The organism is Maribacter ulvicola (assembly GCF_900155985.1).
Lineage (GTDB): Bacteria > Bacteroidota > Bacteroidia > Flavobacteriales > Flavobacteriaceae > Maribacter > Maribacter ulvicola.
On the sequence record NZ_FTMA01000001.1, the window covers coordinates 1,994,831 to 2,009,350 of the forward strand.

The following is a 14,520-nucleotide window of genomic DNA, read 5'->3' on the forward strand; positions in this document are numbered from 1 at the left end:
AGCCGCAACTAAAGAAACTTTATAGAAATATGGAATATTTGGATTTTGAACTTCCCATTAAAGAACTGGAAGAGCAATTGGACAAGTGCATGATCATTGGAGAGGAAAGTGATGTTGATGTTACCGAGACTTGCAAACAGATTGAAAAGAAACTTACCGAAACTAGAAAAGATATCTATAAAAACCTAACTGCTTGGCAACGAGTACAGTTATCTAGACATCCAAATAGACCCTATACATTAGATTACATTAAAGCCATATGTGGAGATACGTTCTTGGAGCTGCATGGTGATCGTACCGTGAAAGATGACAAGGCCATGATCGGTGGTTTAGGTAAAATTGGTGATCAGAGCTATATGTTCATTGGTCAGCAAAAAGGGTATAACACTAAAACACGTCAGTACAGAAATTTTGGTATGGCCAACCCAGAAGGGTATAGAAAGGCTTTACGCTTAATGAAATCTGCAGAAAAATTTCAGGTACCTGTAGTTTGCTTGATAGATACACCGGGTGCTTACCCAGGTATTGAAGCAGAAGAAAGAGGACAGGGAGAAGCAATTGCAAGGAACATTCTTGAAATGACACGCCTTAAAGTCCCTATAATTGTTGTAATTATTGGTGAAGGTGCTTCTGGTGGTGCATTAGGTATAGGTGTGGGTGATAAGGTGTTGATGTTAGAGAATACATGGTACTCCGTTATTTCACCAGAATCTTGCTCTTCTATTTTATGGAGAAGCTGGGAATATAAAGAAAGAGCTGCCGAAGCTTTGAAATTGACAGCGACCGATATGAAAAAGTTGAAACTGATCGACGAAATCATACGTGAACCTGCCGGTGGAGCACATGCCAACAGACCTAAAACTTTTGAAACGGTAAAAAACAAAATTTCTTCTCATTTTGAAGATCTTCAAAAGTTATCACCAAAAGAACTAGTAAATCAACGCATGGATAAATACGCACAAATGGGCGTTTTTAACGGCTAATCTACATTTTAGGCTTCTTAAAAATATACCGAGGATTTTATTCCTCGGTTTTTTTATGTTATCAACAGAAAACTGTAACTTATTAACAGTCAATTGTTAGTCAACTGTGAACATCGAAATTGATGTTTTTCACGTTAACTAAAGGTTAATTGTATACTTTCGCACTATGGAGAACACGAAACCTTTTGTTGCTCGTAAGATCGACAAATCTAATATTATAAACCTTGAAAAAGGTAAAATTCCGCCACAAGCAACTGATTTAGAGGAGGTTGTGCTTGGTGCTATGATGATAGATAAAAAAGGTGTTGATGAAGTAATTGATATTTTACACCCAGATGTATTCTATAAAGACGCTCATAGATTTATTTACGAGGCTATCTTCATTCTCTTTGAAGAATCGCAACCGGTAGATTTATTAACCGTTTCGTCACAACTTAAGAAAGCAGGGAAATTAGAGGTTAGCGGAGGCGATTTTTATTTGATAAAATTGACTCAAAAAGTAGCTTCATCTGCTCATATTGAGTTTCATGCCCGTATTATCCTACAGAAGTTTATTCAGCGTAGTTTGATCAAAATTTCTGGTGAAATTATAGAAGAGGCTTATGATGAGGCTGTGGATGTGTTTGACTTGTTAGATACTGCTGAAGCTAAATTATATGATGTTACGCAAGGTAACTTAAAGCGTTCTGCAGAAACTGCGCAAGATTTGGTAATACAGGCCAAAAAACGAATAGAAGAGATTGCCGGTAAAGAGGGGATGAGTGGTGTAGCTTCCGGATTTGATAAATTGGATAAGCTAACATCTGGTTGGCAGCCCAGTGATTTAATTATTGTTGCTGCCCGTCCTGGTATGGGTAAAACAGCTTTTACCTTATCTATGGCCAGAAATATGGCGGTAAATACAAATACTCCGGTAGCTTTCTTTTCACTGGAGATGTCCTCGGTACAGTTGATTACTAGATTAATTTCTTCTGAAACAGGATTGTCTTCAGAAAAATTAAGAACCGGTAAGCTAGAAAAACATGAATGGGAGCAGCTAAACGTAAAGGTGAAAACTTTAGAGAAGGCTCCTTTGTTTATTGATGATACCCCGTCATTATCTATTTTCGATTTGCGTGCAAAGGCAAGACGTCTTGCTTCTCAACATGGTATAAAAATGATCATGATTGATTATTTGCAGTTAATGACAGCTGGTGGTAGCCAAAAAGGAGGAAACAGGGAACAAGAGATCTCTACGATCTCTAGAAACTTAAAAGCATTAGCAAAAGAATTAAACGTTCCTGTAATTGCATTATCCCAGTTATCACGTGCGGTTGAAACGCGTGGCGGCAGTAAAAGACCTATTCTTTCGGATTTGAGGGAATCTGGAGCAATCGAGCAGGATGCGGATATTGTATCCTTTATCTATAGACCAGAATACTATAAGATAGAAGAGTGGGATGATGAAGAACGTACACCAACACAAGGTCAAGGTGAATTTATTGTAGCCAAACACCGTAATGGTGGTCTAGAAAATATTAGGTTGAAGTTTATTGGTAACCAAGGTAAGTTTGATAACCTTGATGATTTTGATTCTCCGTTCGAATTTCAATCCAAAATGAATGCTAATGAGGAGAATCCTTTTGCAACCAAAAACTTGCCAAGTGCAGATGATGCCTTTGGTAGTAGCATGAACAGTAGTCCAGATTTAGATGAGGATAATGATGTTCCTTTCTAAAACAGTACTTATATATACGTTTAAAAGTCTTCCATTTGGGAGACTTTTTTGTTTTAAAAACAATTGATTTTAAGTACGTATCATTATCTTAATTACAATAGCTTTAACTGCATCTTAAATACGGCTCCAAAGATTTTACTATATCTTTGAGTGAATACCTATCATCATACCTTATGTCTAAATTAATTACCTCAGTTTTATTGCTCTTCTTTTCTGTGCAAATATTCGCTTCATCCATATTAATACCCATGGATGCCGATAGTCAAAAAAATCATTTAAAAGCATACGGCATTACCTATTGGGTGCTGGCAAAACAGCAAAAAGTACAATGGTTGTTAAATTATCGTGGGGGTTCTTTTTTGTTGCCAGATGGGGAAAGTATTAGAAAGGAGTGTCAGATCAGAGGAGTAAGTTTTGAGATTATATCAGACGGACAGGCAAACGGAATTTTAGATGAAATTAGCAGTCCTTCCGTTAATCAGGATGCCGTAATTTTAGAAAAAGCGCCACGTATTGCCGTATATTCCCCCAAAGACAAACAACCTTGGGATGATGCCGTGACCATGGCATTGACGTATGCTGAAATACCATATACCACAATTTATGACGAAGAAGTGCTTGACGATAAGTTGGCCTTGTATGATTGGTTACACCTACATCATGAAGATTTTACAGGGCAATATGGTAAATTTTATGGTGCTTACAGAGCTACGCCTTGGTATATTGAAGGGAAGAAAAATTCAGAGAAATTAGCCAAGAAGTTAGGTTTTGATAAAGTATCCGAAGAGAAAAGAGCCGTTGCCTTAAAAATTAGAAATTATGTAATTGGTGGTGGTTTCATGTTCGCTATGTGTTCTGCAACAGATAGTTTTGATATTGCATTAGCTGCTGACGGCATTGATATTGTAGAACCTATGTTTGATGGTGACGCTTCTGATCCCAATTATCAAGCAAGTCTAGATTATGGAAAAACTTTTGCGTTTACAGATTTTGTTCTGGAACGTAGTCCATTAAAATATGAATTTTCTTCTATAGATATGACCAATAAAAGAGGTAATGTACCTAAAGAATCAGATTACTTTTCCTTGATGGAATTTTCGGCTAAATGGGATCCTGTGCCTACCATGTTATGCCAAAATCATACTTCTTTGGTAAAAGGGTTTATGGGGCAAACAACAGCTTTTACTCGCTCTGAAATAAAGCCGACTGTTTTAGTCTTGGGAGAAAATAAAATTAACGAAGAAGCAAGATATATTCACGGAATTAAGGGTAAAGGATTTTTTACCTTCTATGGCGGGCACGATCCTGAGGATTATCAACATAGGGTAGGGGACCCAAAGACGGAACTTGAGTTGCACCCAACTTCACCAGGTTACAGATTAATATTAAACAATGTGTTATTTCCTGCAGCACGTAAAAAGAAGCAAAAGACCTAATTTATTATGGAATACTAGTAAAAATTAAAACCCGTTATCAAGACAAAAGCCATGATAACGGGTTTTTAATTGCTGAAATTTTAGTTCATTCAGTCTATAATCACGTAGTTTAAAATACGCCAATAAAATGGCTGCCTGCAACATTTACCAATTCGGCTCCTTTTGTTACTGCACCTGTTTCTGTTTCTACAACATAGATATTTCCATTTTGACCAACAGCACCTTGAGTAAGGTAAATTTCCGTTCCTTCAACTACGAACCCTTGGTATTGAAATAAGTAGAAATCAGGATCGTAAGGAATATCATCAAGTTTTACCGCAGTCTTGGCATTTAAATCAACCAAAGCGAAAAAGCCTTGTAATCCGGCAACACCTTCAGCTGACCCTTCATGACGGTAAGCCAATACCGCTTTTCCATTAGAAGCTGGTCTCCATGCTAAAATATAAGCACCATCAACGCCTAAAGCATCATCCAAATTGAAATCATACGTATTATCATACTCGTTATCCGCATTGATCTTTAAGATGTGAGAACCTTCTGGGTCACCTTGGTTAGCTTGGTATACACTACCGTTATATTCAAAAGAATTAATACTTCTATAACCATTAGTGTTACCATGACCAATTGTAGAAGAAATAACAGTTGGGTTAAGTAGTGATGGGTAATCTAATACAATGGTTTTTGAGCCTAAAATTTCTCCATTTCTATCAGTTTCTGCAGTTGCTGGATCAACTTTGCTAATACGTGCACCTATATATAATTTATCTCCTGCTGTATTTAAAGTTGGCATATCAATTCTTGAAATATAATAACCTTGAGCTTCTTCCTCATCACTCAAAGGAACACTATGCTCTTGAAATTCTTTTATGGAAGAATTTACCAAATCTAAAGTTACCACACCAATAGTAGCCTCAGTACGTGTATACTTATCATTTTCGTCAAATTCATTTTCAGTATTTACATAAACGGCAGCACCTGTTTGGTCTCCGTCGAATAATTTTATCCATCTAGGAGCAGTACCAACATATGGGGCTATACTTACTTCTGTACCAGTTGGTGTAAAATTTTGTCCACCTTCTACGGTATATTTAGTGTAATTACCACCGGTATCACCTGCGTAGCTAATATTGAAAATAGTATTTCCATCTTCGGAAGATTGCAATCTTGCAGTTCTGTTAGAAGGTGCTATGAACCCATTCTCAAATGGACTTATAGAAACTGTAGGGTCTTTTGCATCTTCACTTGTAACAGAATATATCAAGGTACCACCATTTCCATCGCCTGGATTATCACCCATTTTTGCGGCAGCAACGGTAATCCATCTTGGCTTTTCAGGTTCTACAGTACCTGGATCTGTTGGGTCTATAGTATCGTCGTCACTGCTACAAGCGGTCATTAGACCAGCTGTTAATATGATGGCAGCAAAGGTTTTAAGGTTTAGAAAAGTTCTTTTCATTTTTGTATTAATTAAAAGATTAAAATTTATTAATTGCGTAATTGATTTTTATATAAAAAGCTCTTCCTGGTTTTTGTACAGAAAGATTATCATAAACAGGTTCGTCAAATATGTTTTTGACATCAAAACTTACTACAACTTTGTTATTAGGGAAAGCATAACTTAGCCCAAAATCTTGTGAAAGTTGTTGGGGTACTTCAAAAAATTCATTGCCAACGGTATTGCTTCCTTGGGCGGTTATGAATGAAAATTCATCAGTGAAATACACATTGTAGAATGCATTTAGGCGAGATTTTTTTTGAATGAGATTTTTAAACGAATAGCGTAAACCTCCGTTCATGGTAAAAAACGGAGTATTGGGTACGTCTACCTCTATCCCTTGGTTTTCAATTTTTAAGTCGAACTTGGAAATATTGAAGTTAAGTCCAAAATTATTATTGTAAGCATAGTTTAATTGCGCATCGAAACCTTTTGAGGTTCCACTACCTTGATTTACATATACTATTAATTCATCATCTACATTCAAAGAAGTTTCTATGGGCAAACCAATTCTGTCTTTTATATTACGGGTAAATATATTTGTAGAGACCGTAAAGGCATGCTTTCTTATATTGAAGTTTCCAAACCTAAATCCTAAGTTATAGTTATTACTGCTTTCTGGGTCAATACTTGAATTTGCCACTATGTTATCCCCATCATTACCAAAAACTTCAGTTTCGTTAGGCAAGCGTATCGCTTTTTCTGCTGATGTTAAGAGTGTTATGTTCGGAATAAATTCATAGGAAGCTGCAAAACCATAACCGTCATAATTCTTATTACTGCTAACTACTTCATCTATAGTGATATTATTGCCATTAGCATCAGTTGCAACTGCGGGGTCAACACTAGTTGTTTTCTGTTGATAATGCTTGCCAAACAAACTAGTCTTTAATTTGTCGTCAATTGCCGATAACTCATAGGTAATGGAGTAAATATTTTTTTTCAAGTCTCTTGTGCCTACAAAGGTGTTTTCCAACACGGATCTTAAGGCATCGCTATCTTCACGGTCAATACCACTGTACACATGATTTACTGAAAACTTATGATTGTCGTTTATGGCGTACGAAACACCTGTTCTTATAGATGCAACATTTCTTTTTATTTTAGCTAGGGTAGGTCCACCTTCTTGTTGTGAACGCCACGTATATTGATATTCATTTCCTCTAAAATCAATTGCTCGTTTTCCGTTCCAGCTATAGGCATAAGAAACGGTGTCGTTGACGGCACGATTTCTTTTTCCATATAATCCGTTAACATTTACATCTAGTCCTTCCGTAAATAAATTTTTCTTGTGGTAGCTAATACTTCCCAATAATGCATCAGATTCCAAGAACCTGTCTTTATAAGGGGTTATGGTCATAAATGCACCATGTTGTACTTCTTTGTAATCGTCAGAGCCGGTTACCCCTATAAAGAATTTATCTGCCCATTTAACATCAGTAAATCCTATTTCTGCTTTACCACCTGTGGATCTATAGGCATCGTTAAATCTTCTAGCGGTAATAGGTGTTTGCACACCACCTAAGCCGGTTACCACAACACTTCTGCCAGAAACTTTATAATCATTATCAGAATAGTTATGAAAAAGAGATGCCTTTACAGTTAAACCTGACTTATCAAACCTATATAAGCCGTTTACACTGGCTTGTGTGGTGTTGAAAGAACCGTGAGATATAGAGGCGTTAAAATGTGTTTTTGCATCATTGTGTAGTACTATATTAATGGCCCCGCCCAAGGCATCGTCTGCCAAATGACCAGGAACAACACCTTTGTAAACCTCAATGTTTTTAATCATTGAAGGAGGTATACTATTTAGGTTGAATGAATTGCCATACGTGGAAATAGGAATGCCATCAATAAAAACACGAACAGAGTTCCCTGACAATCCGTTTAAACTATAGGTTACATCAGATCCTAAACCACCGTTTTGGCGAATTTTTACGCCAACCGTGGTGTTTAGTAATTCATTGGTTTGAATATTTCTAAGGCCGGCTTCCTCTGTGTTTATAGCATTTACGGCAAAGCCTTTAGTTTCTAGTTGTGTTTCTTTAGATTTACCGTTGACATTAACTTCATCAAGATTTTCAATGTTTTCTTCTAAGATAAAATTAAGAGCTATCTTTTTACTACGCTCATTAATTTCAATAGCTTGTGTGCTCGTTTTATAACCAATAAATGAGACTATGATGTTATGCTGACCTTGAGGTACATTTTTAATGGTATATTTTCCATTATCATCTGTAAGAACACCAAGTTTTAAGCCTTTGACTAATACATTTGCAAAAGGTAATGGCTTGCCTGAAGTGTCTTGTACAGTACCTGAGATTGTACTAAAGACATCTTGAGCGTGTGCAGATAATAGCACTAAGAAAAATGTAAGGGTTAAAAAGTTTTTCATTTGATATAAAAAAAGACATTTATCTTTATTAAGATTTAGTCTAAATAAATTAGTTTTGCAAATCTAAAGCAAGATTGAGGAGTGGAGTACCGAGAAAGGAATTTAAACATACGCGAAAGGAAGTAATGATTTGCGGTAGAAAAGGCTTATGAATAACGAGTTGATGAGGAAGGAAATACGGGTGAGCGATTTGTTTAAAAACGGGTTTATGAACAACTCGGTACAGTTCAATGAGGTAGAGGTGACTACAAAAGATAATAGTTCTTTTATACGTGGAATTGACTTCTCCAATAACCACTTAATTCATGAATTTGATTCAGAAATTTGTGTGTCCAGTGATGAGCATTTAATTAAGCTTCATTTTTCCTTAGAAGGTACCTACTGTTATCAACCTCTTAGGCATATAAAGTATCTGGTTCAGATACCAGAAAATCACTGTAATATGTTCTATTACCCAACAACAGAGGGGAGAGATATTTTTTTTAAGGGTAATGCTAAATCATTTGAAATTTATGTTAAGCCTAGCTTGTTGAAAAATCTATTGGGTACTGAATTTGAACATTCGTTTGAAAAACTAAAGAACGCTATTAGGAATTCAAATTCTTTTGTTCTCTGGGATAAAAGTAAATTTATTCCACCTAGTATCCGAAGTAAAATAAATGAGATTATACAATGTCCATATGACGGTGAAATTAGAAAGACCTATTTAGACAGTAAATTAACTGTTTTAATGATCGATTTTCTATTGGGCAGACAGACATCTAAGCTCTCTAAGGGTAATATAAAGTTGTTGAATTCAGATTACCTGGCATTGGTACGTGTAGAAGATTATATAAGAAACAACTTAAAGGAGCCATTAAAAATTGTAGATTTAGCAGACTTAGCAGGATTCAACGCAACGAAACTGAAACGCGACTTTAAGAAGCTATATGGCGTTACCGTATTTAAATATATTACGGCATTACGTATGGAAGTCGCAAAAAGTTTAATTACCCAAGACGGTGTTACAATTGCTCATGCCGCTTATGAAGTTGGTTATGCTAATCCACAACATTTTACCACGGCATTTAAAAGAACAATGGGTTATGTGCCAAGTGAATTAAAGCCGGCAGTTCAGTAAATTGTGTAGCTTTGTGATTACGCCTTTTGTTTAATGAGCATTTTTAAAATATGTTCAACACCATTTTCATCATTACTTAAAGTGCTGTATGTAGCTAGTTCTTTTACGTTAGGATGGGCATTTGCCATTGCAAATCCAAAATCTGATAATGCTAGCATTTCCAAATCGTTATTGAAATCTCCAAAGACCATAACTTCATCTGATGCTAGATTGTAGGTTTTCATCAATTTATCTAACGCAAAGCCTTTGTTGGCATTCATACTTGAGATATCTAGCCAATTTTCGCCAGATACTTTCACCTTCAGATGTTCTTCAAAATGCTTTACAAACGGATAAATGTGTTCTTCTGAACTTTCAAAATGATAAATAGCAATTTTAATAACTTCAGAATTGAAGTCACCTAAGTTTTCTAAAATTTCAAACTCAGTATAGTATTCTTCTAATTTACTAGCAAACTCCTCTGATTTATTTGTTAAGAAGGCTTTATGCTTAGTACAAATGACAGGATGTATGTTTGGGATATCATCAAGTGTCTTTAAAACTTCTTGTACATGTTGTTGGTCTAGTGGAGTAACTAAAATTTCAGTTTGTTGTTTCATGGCAAATCCGCCATTCTCAGCAATAACGATAATATCATCTTTAATAGTATTTAGCTTATCAATGATGCTATTGTATTGTCTGCCACTTGCAGCAACAAAGGTGATGCCTTTAGATTTTAAATCCTTAAATAGGTCAAAGAATTGGTCACTGACTTGGTGATCGGAGTTTAAAAGCGTCCCGTCCATATCGGTTACAACCATTTTGATCTTTGATAAATCCATATGCTTTTTAATTTAGGGACAAAGATATTTGAATGAAGTTTAATACGGTGGGTAATGTTCAAAGTTTTACCTTTATTTTATAATATATAAAGTATGAAGTTATTTCAAAAGGAGTTCCAATTGTCCGCATTTAACAGAGGATTTCATATCATAACAAATAAGATACTCCTTAACATTCCAGAAATAAAAACCATAGAAACCGGATTTTTACAGGTGTTTATAAAGCATACATCGGCCAGTTTAACTATAAATGAAAATGCTGATCCTACAGTAAGAGAAGATTTTGAGTCTCATATAAATATTATGGTACCTGAAAATGCTCCATATTACAAACATGATTATGAAGGTTCAGACGATATGCCCGCACATATAAAGGCCTCTTTAATGGGAGCTTCAGTTCAAATTCCTGTTACTAATGGTAAATTGAATATGGGTATTTGGCAGGGAATTTATTTGTGTGAGCATAGAAATTATGCTTCAGGTAGAAGTATAGTATTAACGTTATGGGGAAATTAAAACTTGATTAGACTGAAGAAAATAGAATAAATAAGAAATCTATGTTGATGACCGATCATATCTGTACAACGGTAATGGCTTTCAATTATTTTTGTTGCGGAAAATGATTAGAAACTAATAAATGCTGAAGTGGTAAAACTTCTAAAAGATGCTGAGATAAGTGGGGTAATTAGTGTAGTAGTAGAATTTTCTCGTATTGTTGGTTATGATAAGACTGGCGGTGAATTCTTAGATAGGTAAGTAAGTATTAAAAGAAACAAGTACTGAAATTAAAAAATCCGATTCATAAGAATCGGATTTTTCAAAAAGTGAGATTGTTATTAATTTATTTTACCTGATCTACAACTGCCTTAAAGGCATCTGGGTGGTTCATTGCTAAATCTGCAAGAACTTTTCTGTTAAGTTCTATGTTATTAGCTTTTACTTTTCCCATAAATTGAGAATAGGACATTCCGTGTTGTCTGGCACCTGCATTTATACGGGTAATCCATAATGAACGGAAAGTTCTTTTCTTGTTTCTACGGTCTCTGTAAGCATATAACATTGCTTTTTCAACCGCATTTTTGGCTACTGTCCAAACGTTTTTACGTCTTCCAAAGTAACCTTTGGCTTGCTTCATAACCTTTTTTCTTCTGGCTCTTGAAGCTACTGCATTTACTGATCTTGGCATTTTTTTCTAATTTTTTGTAGTAGGCGCCCTTATAATTTAAAGGAACTTTTAAGGCCTAACTCCATGGTTAATAATTTTACCTTTAAAAGAACGTGAATTACTTTAAACGTAATTGTTCTTTAATACTGTTAACATCTGCTTGATGAACTAAACCATCATGAGTTAACTTAAGCTTACGCTTTTTAGACTTTTTAGTCAAAATGTGACTCTTAAAAGCGTGCTTTCTTTTAATTTTACCTGTACCTGTAAGCTTAAAACGCTTCTTAGCACTGGATTTTGTTTTTTGTTTAGGCATTTTCTCCTAGTTTATATATTAATCTCACTTTGCATGCTAAACGCTGCTCACAAAGGTAAGCAGCGTTTAGTATTTTATAAATACATTCGGTCGTTATACAAAGCCGAAATGTTATGTTATTTTCCTTTAGTCTTAGGGGCAATGAACATTGTCATACGCTTTCCTTCTAGCTTAGGCATTTGTTCTACCTTTCCTAATTCTTCTAATTCAGAAGCTAATTTCAATAATAAGATTTCACCCTGATCTTTATAGACAATAGAACGACCTTTGAAAAATACGTACGCCTTTAATTTAGCCCCTTCTTTAAGGAACTTTTCAGCGTGTTTCTTTTTAAAGTCATAATCATGATCATCTGTATTAGGACCAAATCTTATTTCTTTAACAACAACCTTAGAAGCTTTCGCTTTCATGGCCTTGTCTCTTTTCTTCTGCTCGTATAAAAACTTTTTATACTCCATTATTTTACAAACAGGAGGGTCTGCCTTTGGAGATATCTCTACCAAATCCAAACCTAATTCTTCTGCTTTCTCAAGAGCCTGAGGAAAAGGATATACACCTACTTCAACATTGTCACCTACCAACCTAACTTTTGGGGCTGTTATCTTTTCATTGATATTATGGGGATTCTTATTTTCCCTTCTAGGTTGTGGTCTAAATCTTTTACGTATTGCTATGACTAAATAATTTTAATTAAACTTTTATTCTTTAAACGTCTTTAAGGTACTATTTATTTCTTTGTTGACCAAGTCTGTGAACATAGTTACGTCTATAGCTCCTAAGTCTTCACCTCCATGCTTACGCACAGATATAGTGTTTGCAACTTCATCATTTTCCCCTACGATTAGCATAAATGGAATTTTACTCATTTCTGCTTCGCGTATTTTTTTGCCAATAGTCTCGTTTCTACTATCGATAAGGGCGCGAATTTCGTTATTTTCTAGGGATTTTAAAACTTTTTCAGCATATTTTTCATGTTTTTCGCTAACAGGAAGAATAATGGCTTGCTCAGGGGTTAGCCATAATGGGAAATTACCACCCGTATGTTCTATCAATAATGCTATAAAACGTTCCATACTTCCAAAAGGAGCTCTATGTATCATCACTGGTCTATGAAGCTCATTGTCACTACCTTTATAAGTTAACTCGAATCTTTCCGGTAGGTTGTAATCTACCTGAATGGTGCCCAATTGCCATTGTCTTCCCAAGGCGTCTTTTACCATGAAGTCTAACTTTGGGCCGTAAAAAGCAGCTTCGCCACTCTCTATTATGTAATTAAGTCCTTTTTCTTTAGCGGCATTAATAATTGCTTGCTCTGCTTTTTCCCAGTTTTCTACTGATCCAATATATTTTTCAGGAGTATCTAAATCTCGTACAGATACTTGAGCTGTGAAATCATCAAAACCTAAAGATCCAAGTACATATAAAGAAAGATCTATTACTTCTTTGAATTCTTCATCTAATTGATCTGGTGTACAGAAAATATGTGCATCATCTTGAGTAAATCCTCTAACCCTGGTTAAGCCGTGTAACTCTCCACTTTGTTCATATCTATATACAGTACCAAACTCTGCAAATCTTTTAGGAAGTTCTTTATAGCTAAATGGTTTAGAGTTGTAAATTTCGCAGTGATGGGGACAGTTCATGGGTTTTAATAAAAACTCCTCATCTTCCTTTGGTGTATGTATAGGTTGAAAACTATCTGCTCCATATTTTTCATAATGCCCAGAGGTAACATAGAGTTCCTTTTGACCAATATGTGGTGTAGCTACCATTTCATAACCAGCTTTCTTTTGTGCTTTTTTTAGGAATTGTTCAAGTCTTTCCCGTAATGCAGCGCCTTTAGGTAACCATAATGGTAAGCCTTGCCCTACCTTTTGAGAAAACGTAAATAGCTCTAGTTCCTTCCCGAGTTTTCTGTGGTCACGTTTTTTTGCTTCCTCTAAAAGAGTTAAGTATTCTGTAAGCTCTTTTTGTTTTGGAAATGATATACCATATATACGTGTTAATTGGGGATTGTTTTCATTTCCTCTCCAATACGCACCTGCAACACTTAATATTTTAATGGCTTTTACAATACCAGTGTTTGGTATGTGGCCACCCCTACATAAATCTGTAAAAGTATCATGGTCACAAAATGTAATAGTTCCGTCTTCAAGGTTTTCTATTAACTCAACTTTATATTCATTACCTTGATCCTTGTAGAAAGAAAGCGCTTCTGCTTTTGAAACAGCCCTCATTTTATAGTCATGTTTACCTCTGGCAATTTCTATAGCTTTCTTTTCGATTGTGGGAAAGTCTTTGTCAGAAATAGAGCCAGTAGGAAGTTCAACGTCATAATAGAATCCATTATCAATTGCCGGACCAATAGTTAGTTTTACTCCAGGGTATAATTCTTCTATTGCTTGAGCTACTATATGTGAGGTGGAATGCCAAAAAGCAGTTTTCCCTTCTTTATCGTTCCATGTATATAAAGTTAAGCTTCCGTCAGTATCTAGTGGTGTGGTAGTTTCTACAACGGTATCATTGAATTTTGCAGAAATAACATTACGTGCTAATCCTTCGCTTATGCTTTTTGCAACCTGCATTGGGGTTGTGTCTTTTTCAAATTCCTTGACAGATCCGTCGGGGAGTGTAATTTTAATCATTGGTGTACATGTTATAGGGTGTCAAAGATAATATGAACTATTCACGTCCACAATAGTATGATACTATAATGTAAAGTATACATATAGTTATTATTTGTTGGGTATTGAAATAGGGGGTATATGTAATAACACCGCAATGTTATGTTGATGGTATCCTATATTATGATGAAATTGTAGGTGACATTTAATTTTTAGCACTTCTTTTTCTGTTTGACAATAGGTAGAACAAGCTATTGTTATAGTGAGTAGAGCGGTTATATATAGTGCTCATTACAATTCTTCCATTTTTACCACATTTTATTTCAGGTGTAACCATCGGTAAACCATGTAGTTAGTCCGGGGTCAAAAAATCTTTCATTATTTTCTTCAAAAAAGGCTTGTGGTATTAAGAATAGTGTGTACATTTGCACCCCGCAAACGAGGA

12 protein-coding genes are annotated in these 14,520 nt (G+C 35.4%); 5 read left to right on the top strand and 7 right to left on the bottom strand.

Translation table 11 applies throughout. The features are described 5' to 3' along the window. The first annotated feature begins 29 nt into the window (after positions 1–29). The 3 genes from BW936_RS08590 (at position 30) to BW936_RS08600 (ending at position 4,136) form a co-directional block, all read left to right on the top strand. Complete coding sequence (locus BW936_RS08590) at positions 30–983, top strand: acetyl-CoA carboxylase carboxyltransferase subunit alpha (protein WP_076547906.1); 954 nt, start codon at positions 30–32, stop codon at positions 981–983. Between the two features lie 166 nt (positions 984–1,149). Then, positions 1,150–2,700: a replicative DNA helicase gene (dnaB, locus tag BW936_RS08595; RefSeq protein WP_076547907.1), complete on the top strand. Its 1,551-nt coding sequence runs from the start codon at positions 1,150–1,152 to the stop codon at positions 2,698–2,700. Between the two features lie 173 nt (positions 2,701–2,873). Further along, on the top strand, positions 2,874–4,136 hold the full coding sequence (locus tag BW936_RS08600; RefSeq protein WP_076547908.1) for an asparagine synthetase B: 1,263 nt from the start codon (positions 2,874–2,876) through the stop codon (positions 4,134–4,136). A gap of 109 nt (positions 4,137–4,245) precedes the next feature. On the opposite strand, the gene BW936_RS08605 is transcribed toward BW936_RS08600, so the two are convergent. Further along, complete coding sequence (locus tag BW936_RS08605) at positions 4,246–5,592, bottom strand: hypothetical protein (protein ID WP_076547909.1); 1,347 nt, start codon at positions 5,590–5,592, stop codon at positions 4,246–4,248. Between the two features lie 19 nt (positions 5,593–5,611). Further along, a complete protein-coding gene (locus BW936_RS08610; protein WP_076547910.1) occupies positions 5,612–8,029 on the bottom strand; it encodes a TonB-dependent receptor in 2,418 nt (805 codons plus the stop codon). Positions 8,030–8,192: 163 nt separating this feature from the next. On the opposite strand from BW936_RS08610, the gene BW936_RS08615 reads away from it, so the two are divergent. Continuing rightward, complete coding sequence (locus tag BW936_RS08615; protein ID WP_076547911.1) at positions 8,193–9,149, top strand: helix-turn-helix transcriptional regulator; 957 nt, start codon at positions 8,193–8,195, stop codon at positions 9,147–9,149. Positions 9,150–9,166: 17 nt separating this feature from the next. Here BW936_RS08615 and BW936_RS08620 read toward each other — a convergent pair whose 3' ends face one another. Further along, positions 9,167–9,970 carry an HAD family hydrolase gene (locus BW936_RS08620; protein WP_076547912.1) on the bottom strand — a complete coding sequence of 268 codons (804 nt, stop codon included), beginning with the start codon at positions 9,968–9,970 and terminating at the stop codon, positions 9,167–9,169. 93 nt (positions 9,971–10,063) lie between these two features. Between BW936_RS08620 and BW936_RS08625 the strand changes: the two genes are divergently transcribed. Next, positions 10,064–10,486, top strand: a complete 423-nt coding sequence (locus tag BW936_RS08625; protein WP_076547913.1) for a secondary thiamine-phosphate synthase enzyme YjbQ — start codon at positions 10,064–10,066, stop codon at positions 10,484–10,486. Between the two features lie 325 nt (positions 10,487–10,811). Here BW936_RS08625 and rplT read toward each other — a convergent pair whose 3' ends face one another. The 4 genes from rplT to thrS form a co-directional block, all read right to left on the bottom strand. Beyond that, positions 10,812–11,156 (bottom strand): 50S ribosomal protein L20, encoded by a 345-nt coding sequence (rplT, locus tag BW936_RS08630; RefSeq protein ID WP_027064529.1) that lies wholly within the window; start codon positions 11,154–11,156, stop codon positions 10,812–10,814. 97 nt (positions 11,157–11,253) lie between these two features. Further along, positions 11,254–11,451: a 50S ribosomal protein L35 gene (gene rpmI, locus BW936_RS08635; RefSeq protein WP_027064530.1), complete on the bottom strand. Its 198-nt coding sequence runs from the start codon at positions 11,449–11,451 to the stop codon at positions 11,254–11,256. A 116-nt stretch (positions 11,452–11,567) separates the two neighbouring features. After that, a complete protein-coding gene (gene infC, locus BW936_RS08640; protein ID WP_084135105.1) occupies positions 11,568–12,125 on the bottom strand; it encodes a translation initiation factor IF-3 in 558 nt (185 codons plus the stop codon). 24 nt (positions 12,126–12,149) lie between these two features. Further along, positions 12,150–14,096 carry a threonine--tRNA ligase gene (thrS, locus tag BW936_RS08645; RefSeq protein ID WP_076547914.1) on the bottom strand — a complete coding sequence of 649 codons (1,947 nt, stop codon included), beginning with the start codon at positions 14,094–14,096 and terminating at the stop codon, positions 12,150–12,152. Positions 14,097–14,520: the final 424 nt, after the last annotated feature.

Bases quoted from the DNA above. Each gene is read 5' to 3' on its own strand.
- BW936_RS08590 (WP_076547906.1), top strand. From the start codon at position 30: ATGGAATATTTGGATTTTGAACTTCCCATTAAAGAACTGGAAGAGCAA.
- dnaB (WP_076547907.1), top strand. From the start codon at position 1,150: ATGGAGAACACGAAACCTTTTGTTGCTCGTAAGATCGACAAATCTAAT.
- BW936_RS08600 (WP_076547908.1), top strand. From the start codon at position 2,874: ATGTCTAAATTAATTACCTCAGTTTTATTGCTCTTCTTTTCTGTGCAA.
- BW936_RS08605 (WP_076547909.1), bottom strand. From the start codon at position 5,592: ATGAAAAGAACTTTTCTAAACCTTAAAACCTTTGCTGCCATCATATTA.
- BW936_RS08610 (WP_076547910.1), bottom strand. From the start codon at position 8,029: ATGAAAAACTTTTTAACCCTTACATTTTTCTTAGTGCTATTATCTGCA.
- BW936_RS08615 (WP_076547911.1), top strand. From the start codon at position 8,193: ATGAGGAAGGAAATACGGGTGAGCGATTTGTTTAAAAACGGGTTTATG.
- BW936_RS08620 (WP_076547912.1), bottom strand. From the start codon at position 9,970: ATGGATTTATCAAAGATCAAAATGGTTGTAACCGATATGGACGGGACG.
- BW936_RS08625 (WP_076547913.1), top strand. From the start codon at position 10,064: ATGAAGTTATTTCAAAAGGAGTTCCAATTGTCCGCATTTAACAGAGGA.
- rplT (WP_027064529.1), bottom strand. From the start codon at position 11,156: ATGCCAAGATCAGTAAATGCAGTAGCTTCAAGAGCCAGAAGAAAAAAG.
- rpmI (WP_027064530.1), bottom strand. From the start codon at position 11,451: ATGCCTAAACAAAAAACAAAATCCAGTGCTAAGAAGCGTTTTAAGCTT.
- thrS (WP_076547914.1), bottom strand. From the start codon at position 14,096: ATGATTAAAATTACACTCCCCGACGGATCTGTCAAGGAATTTGAAAAA.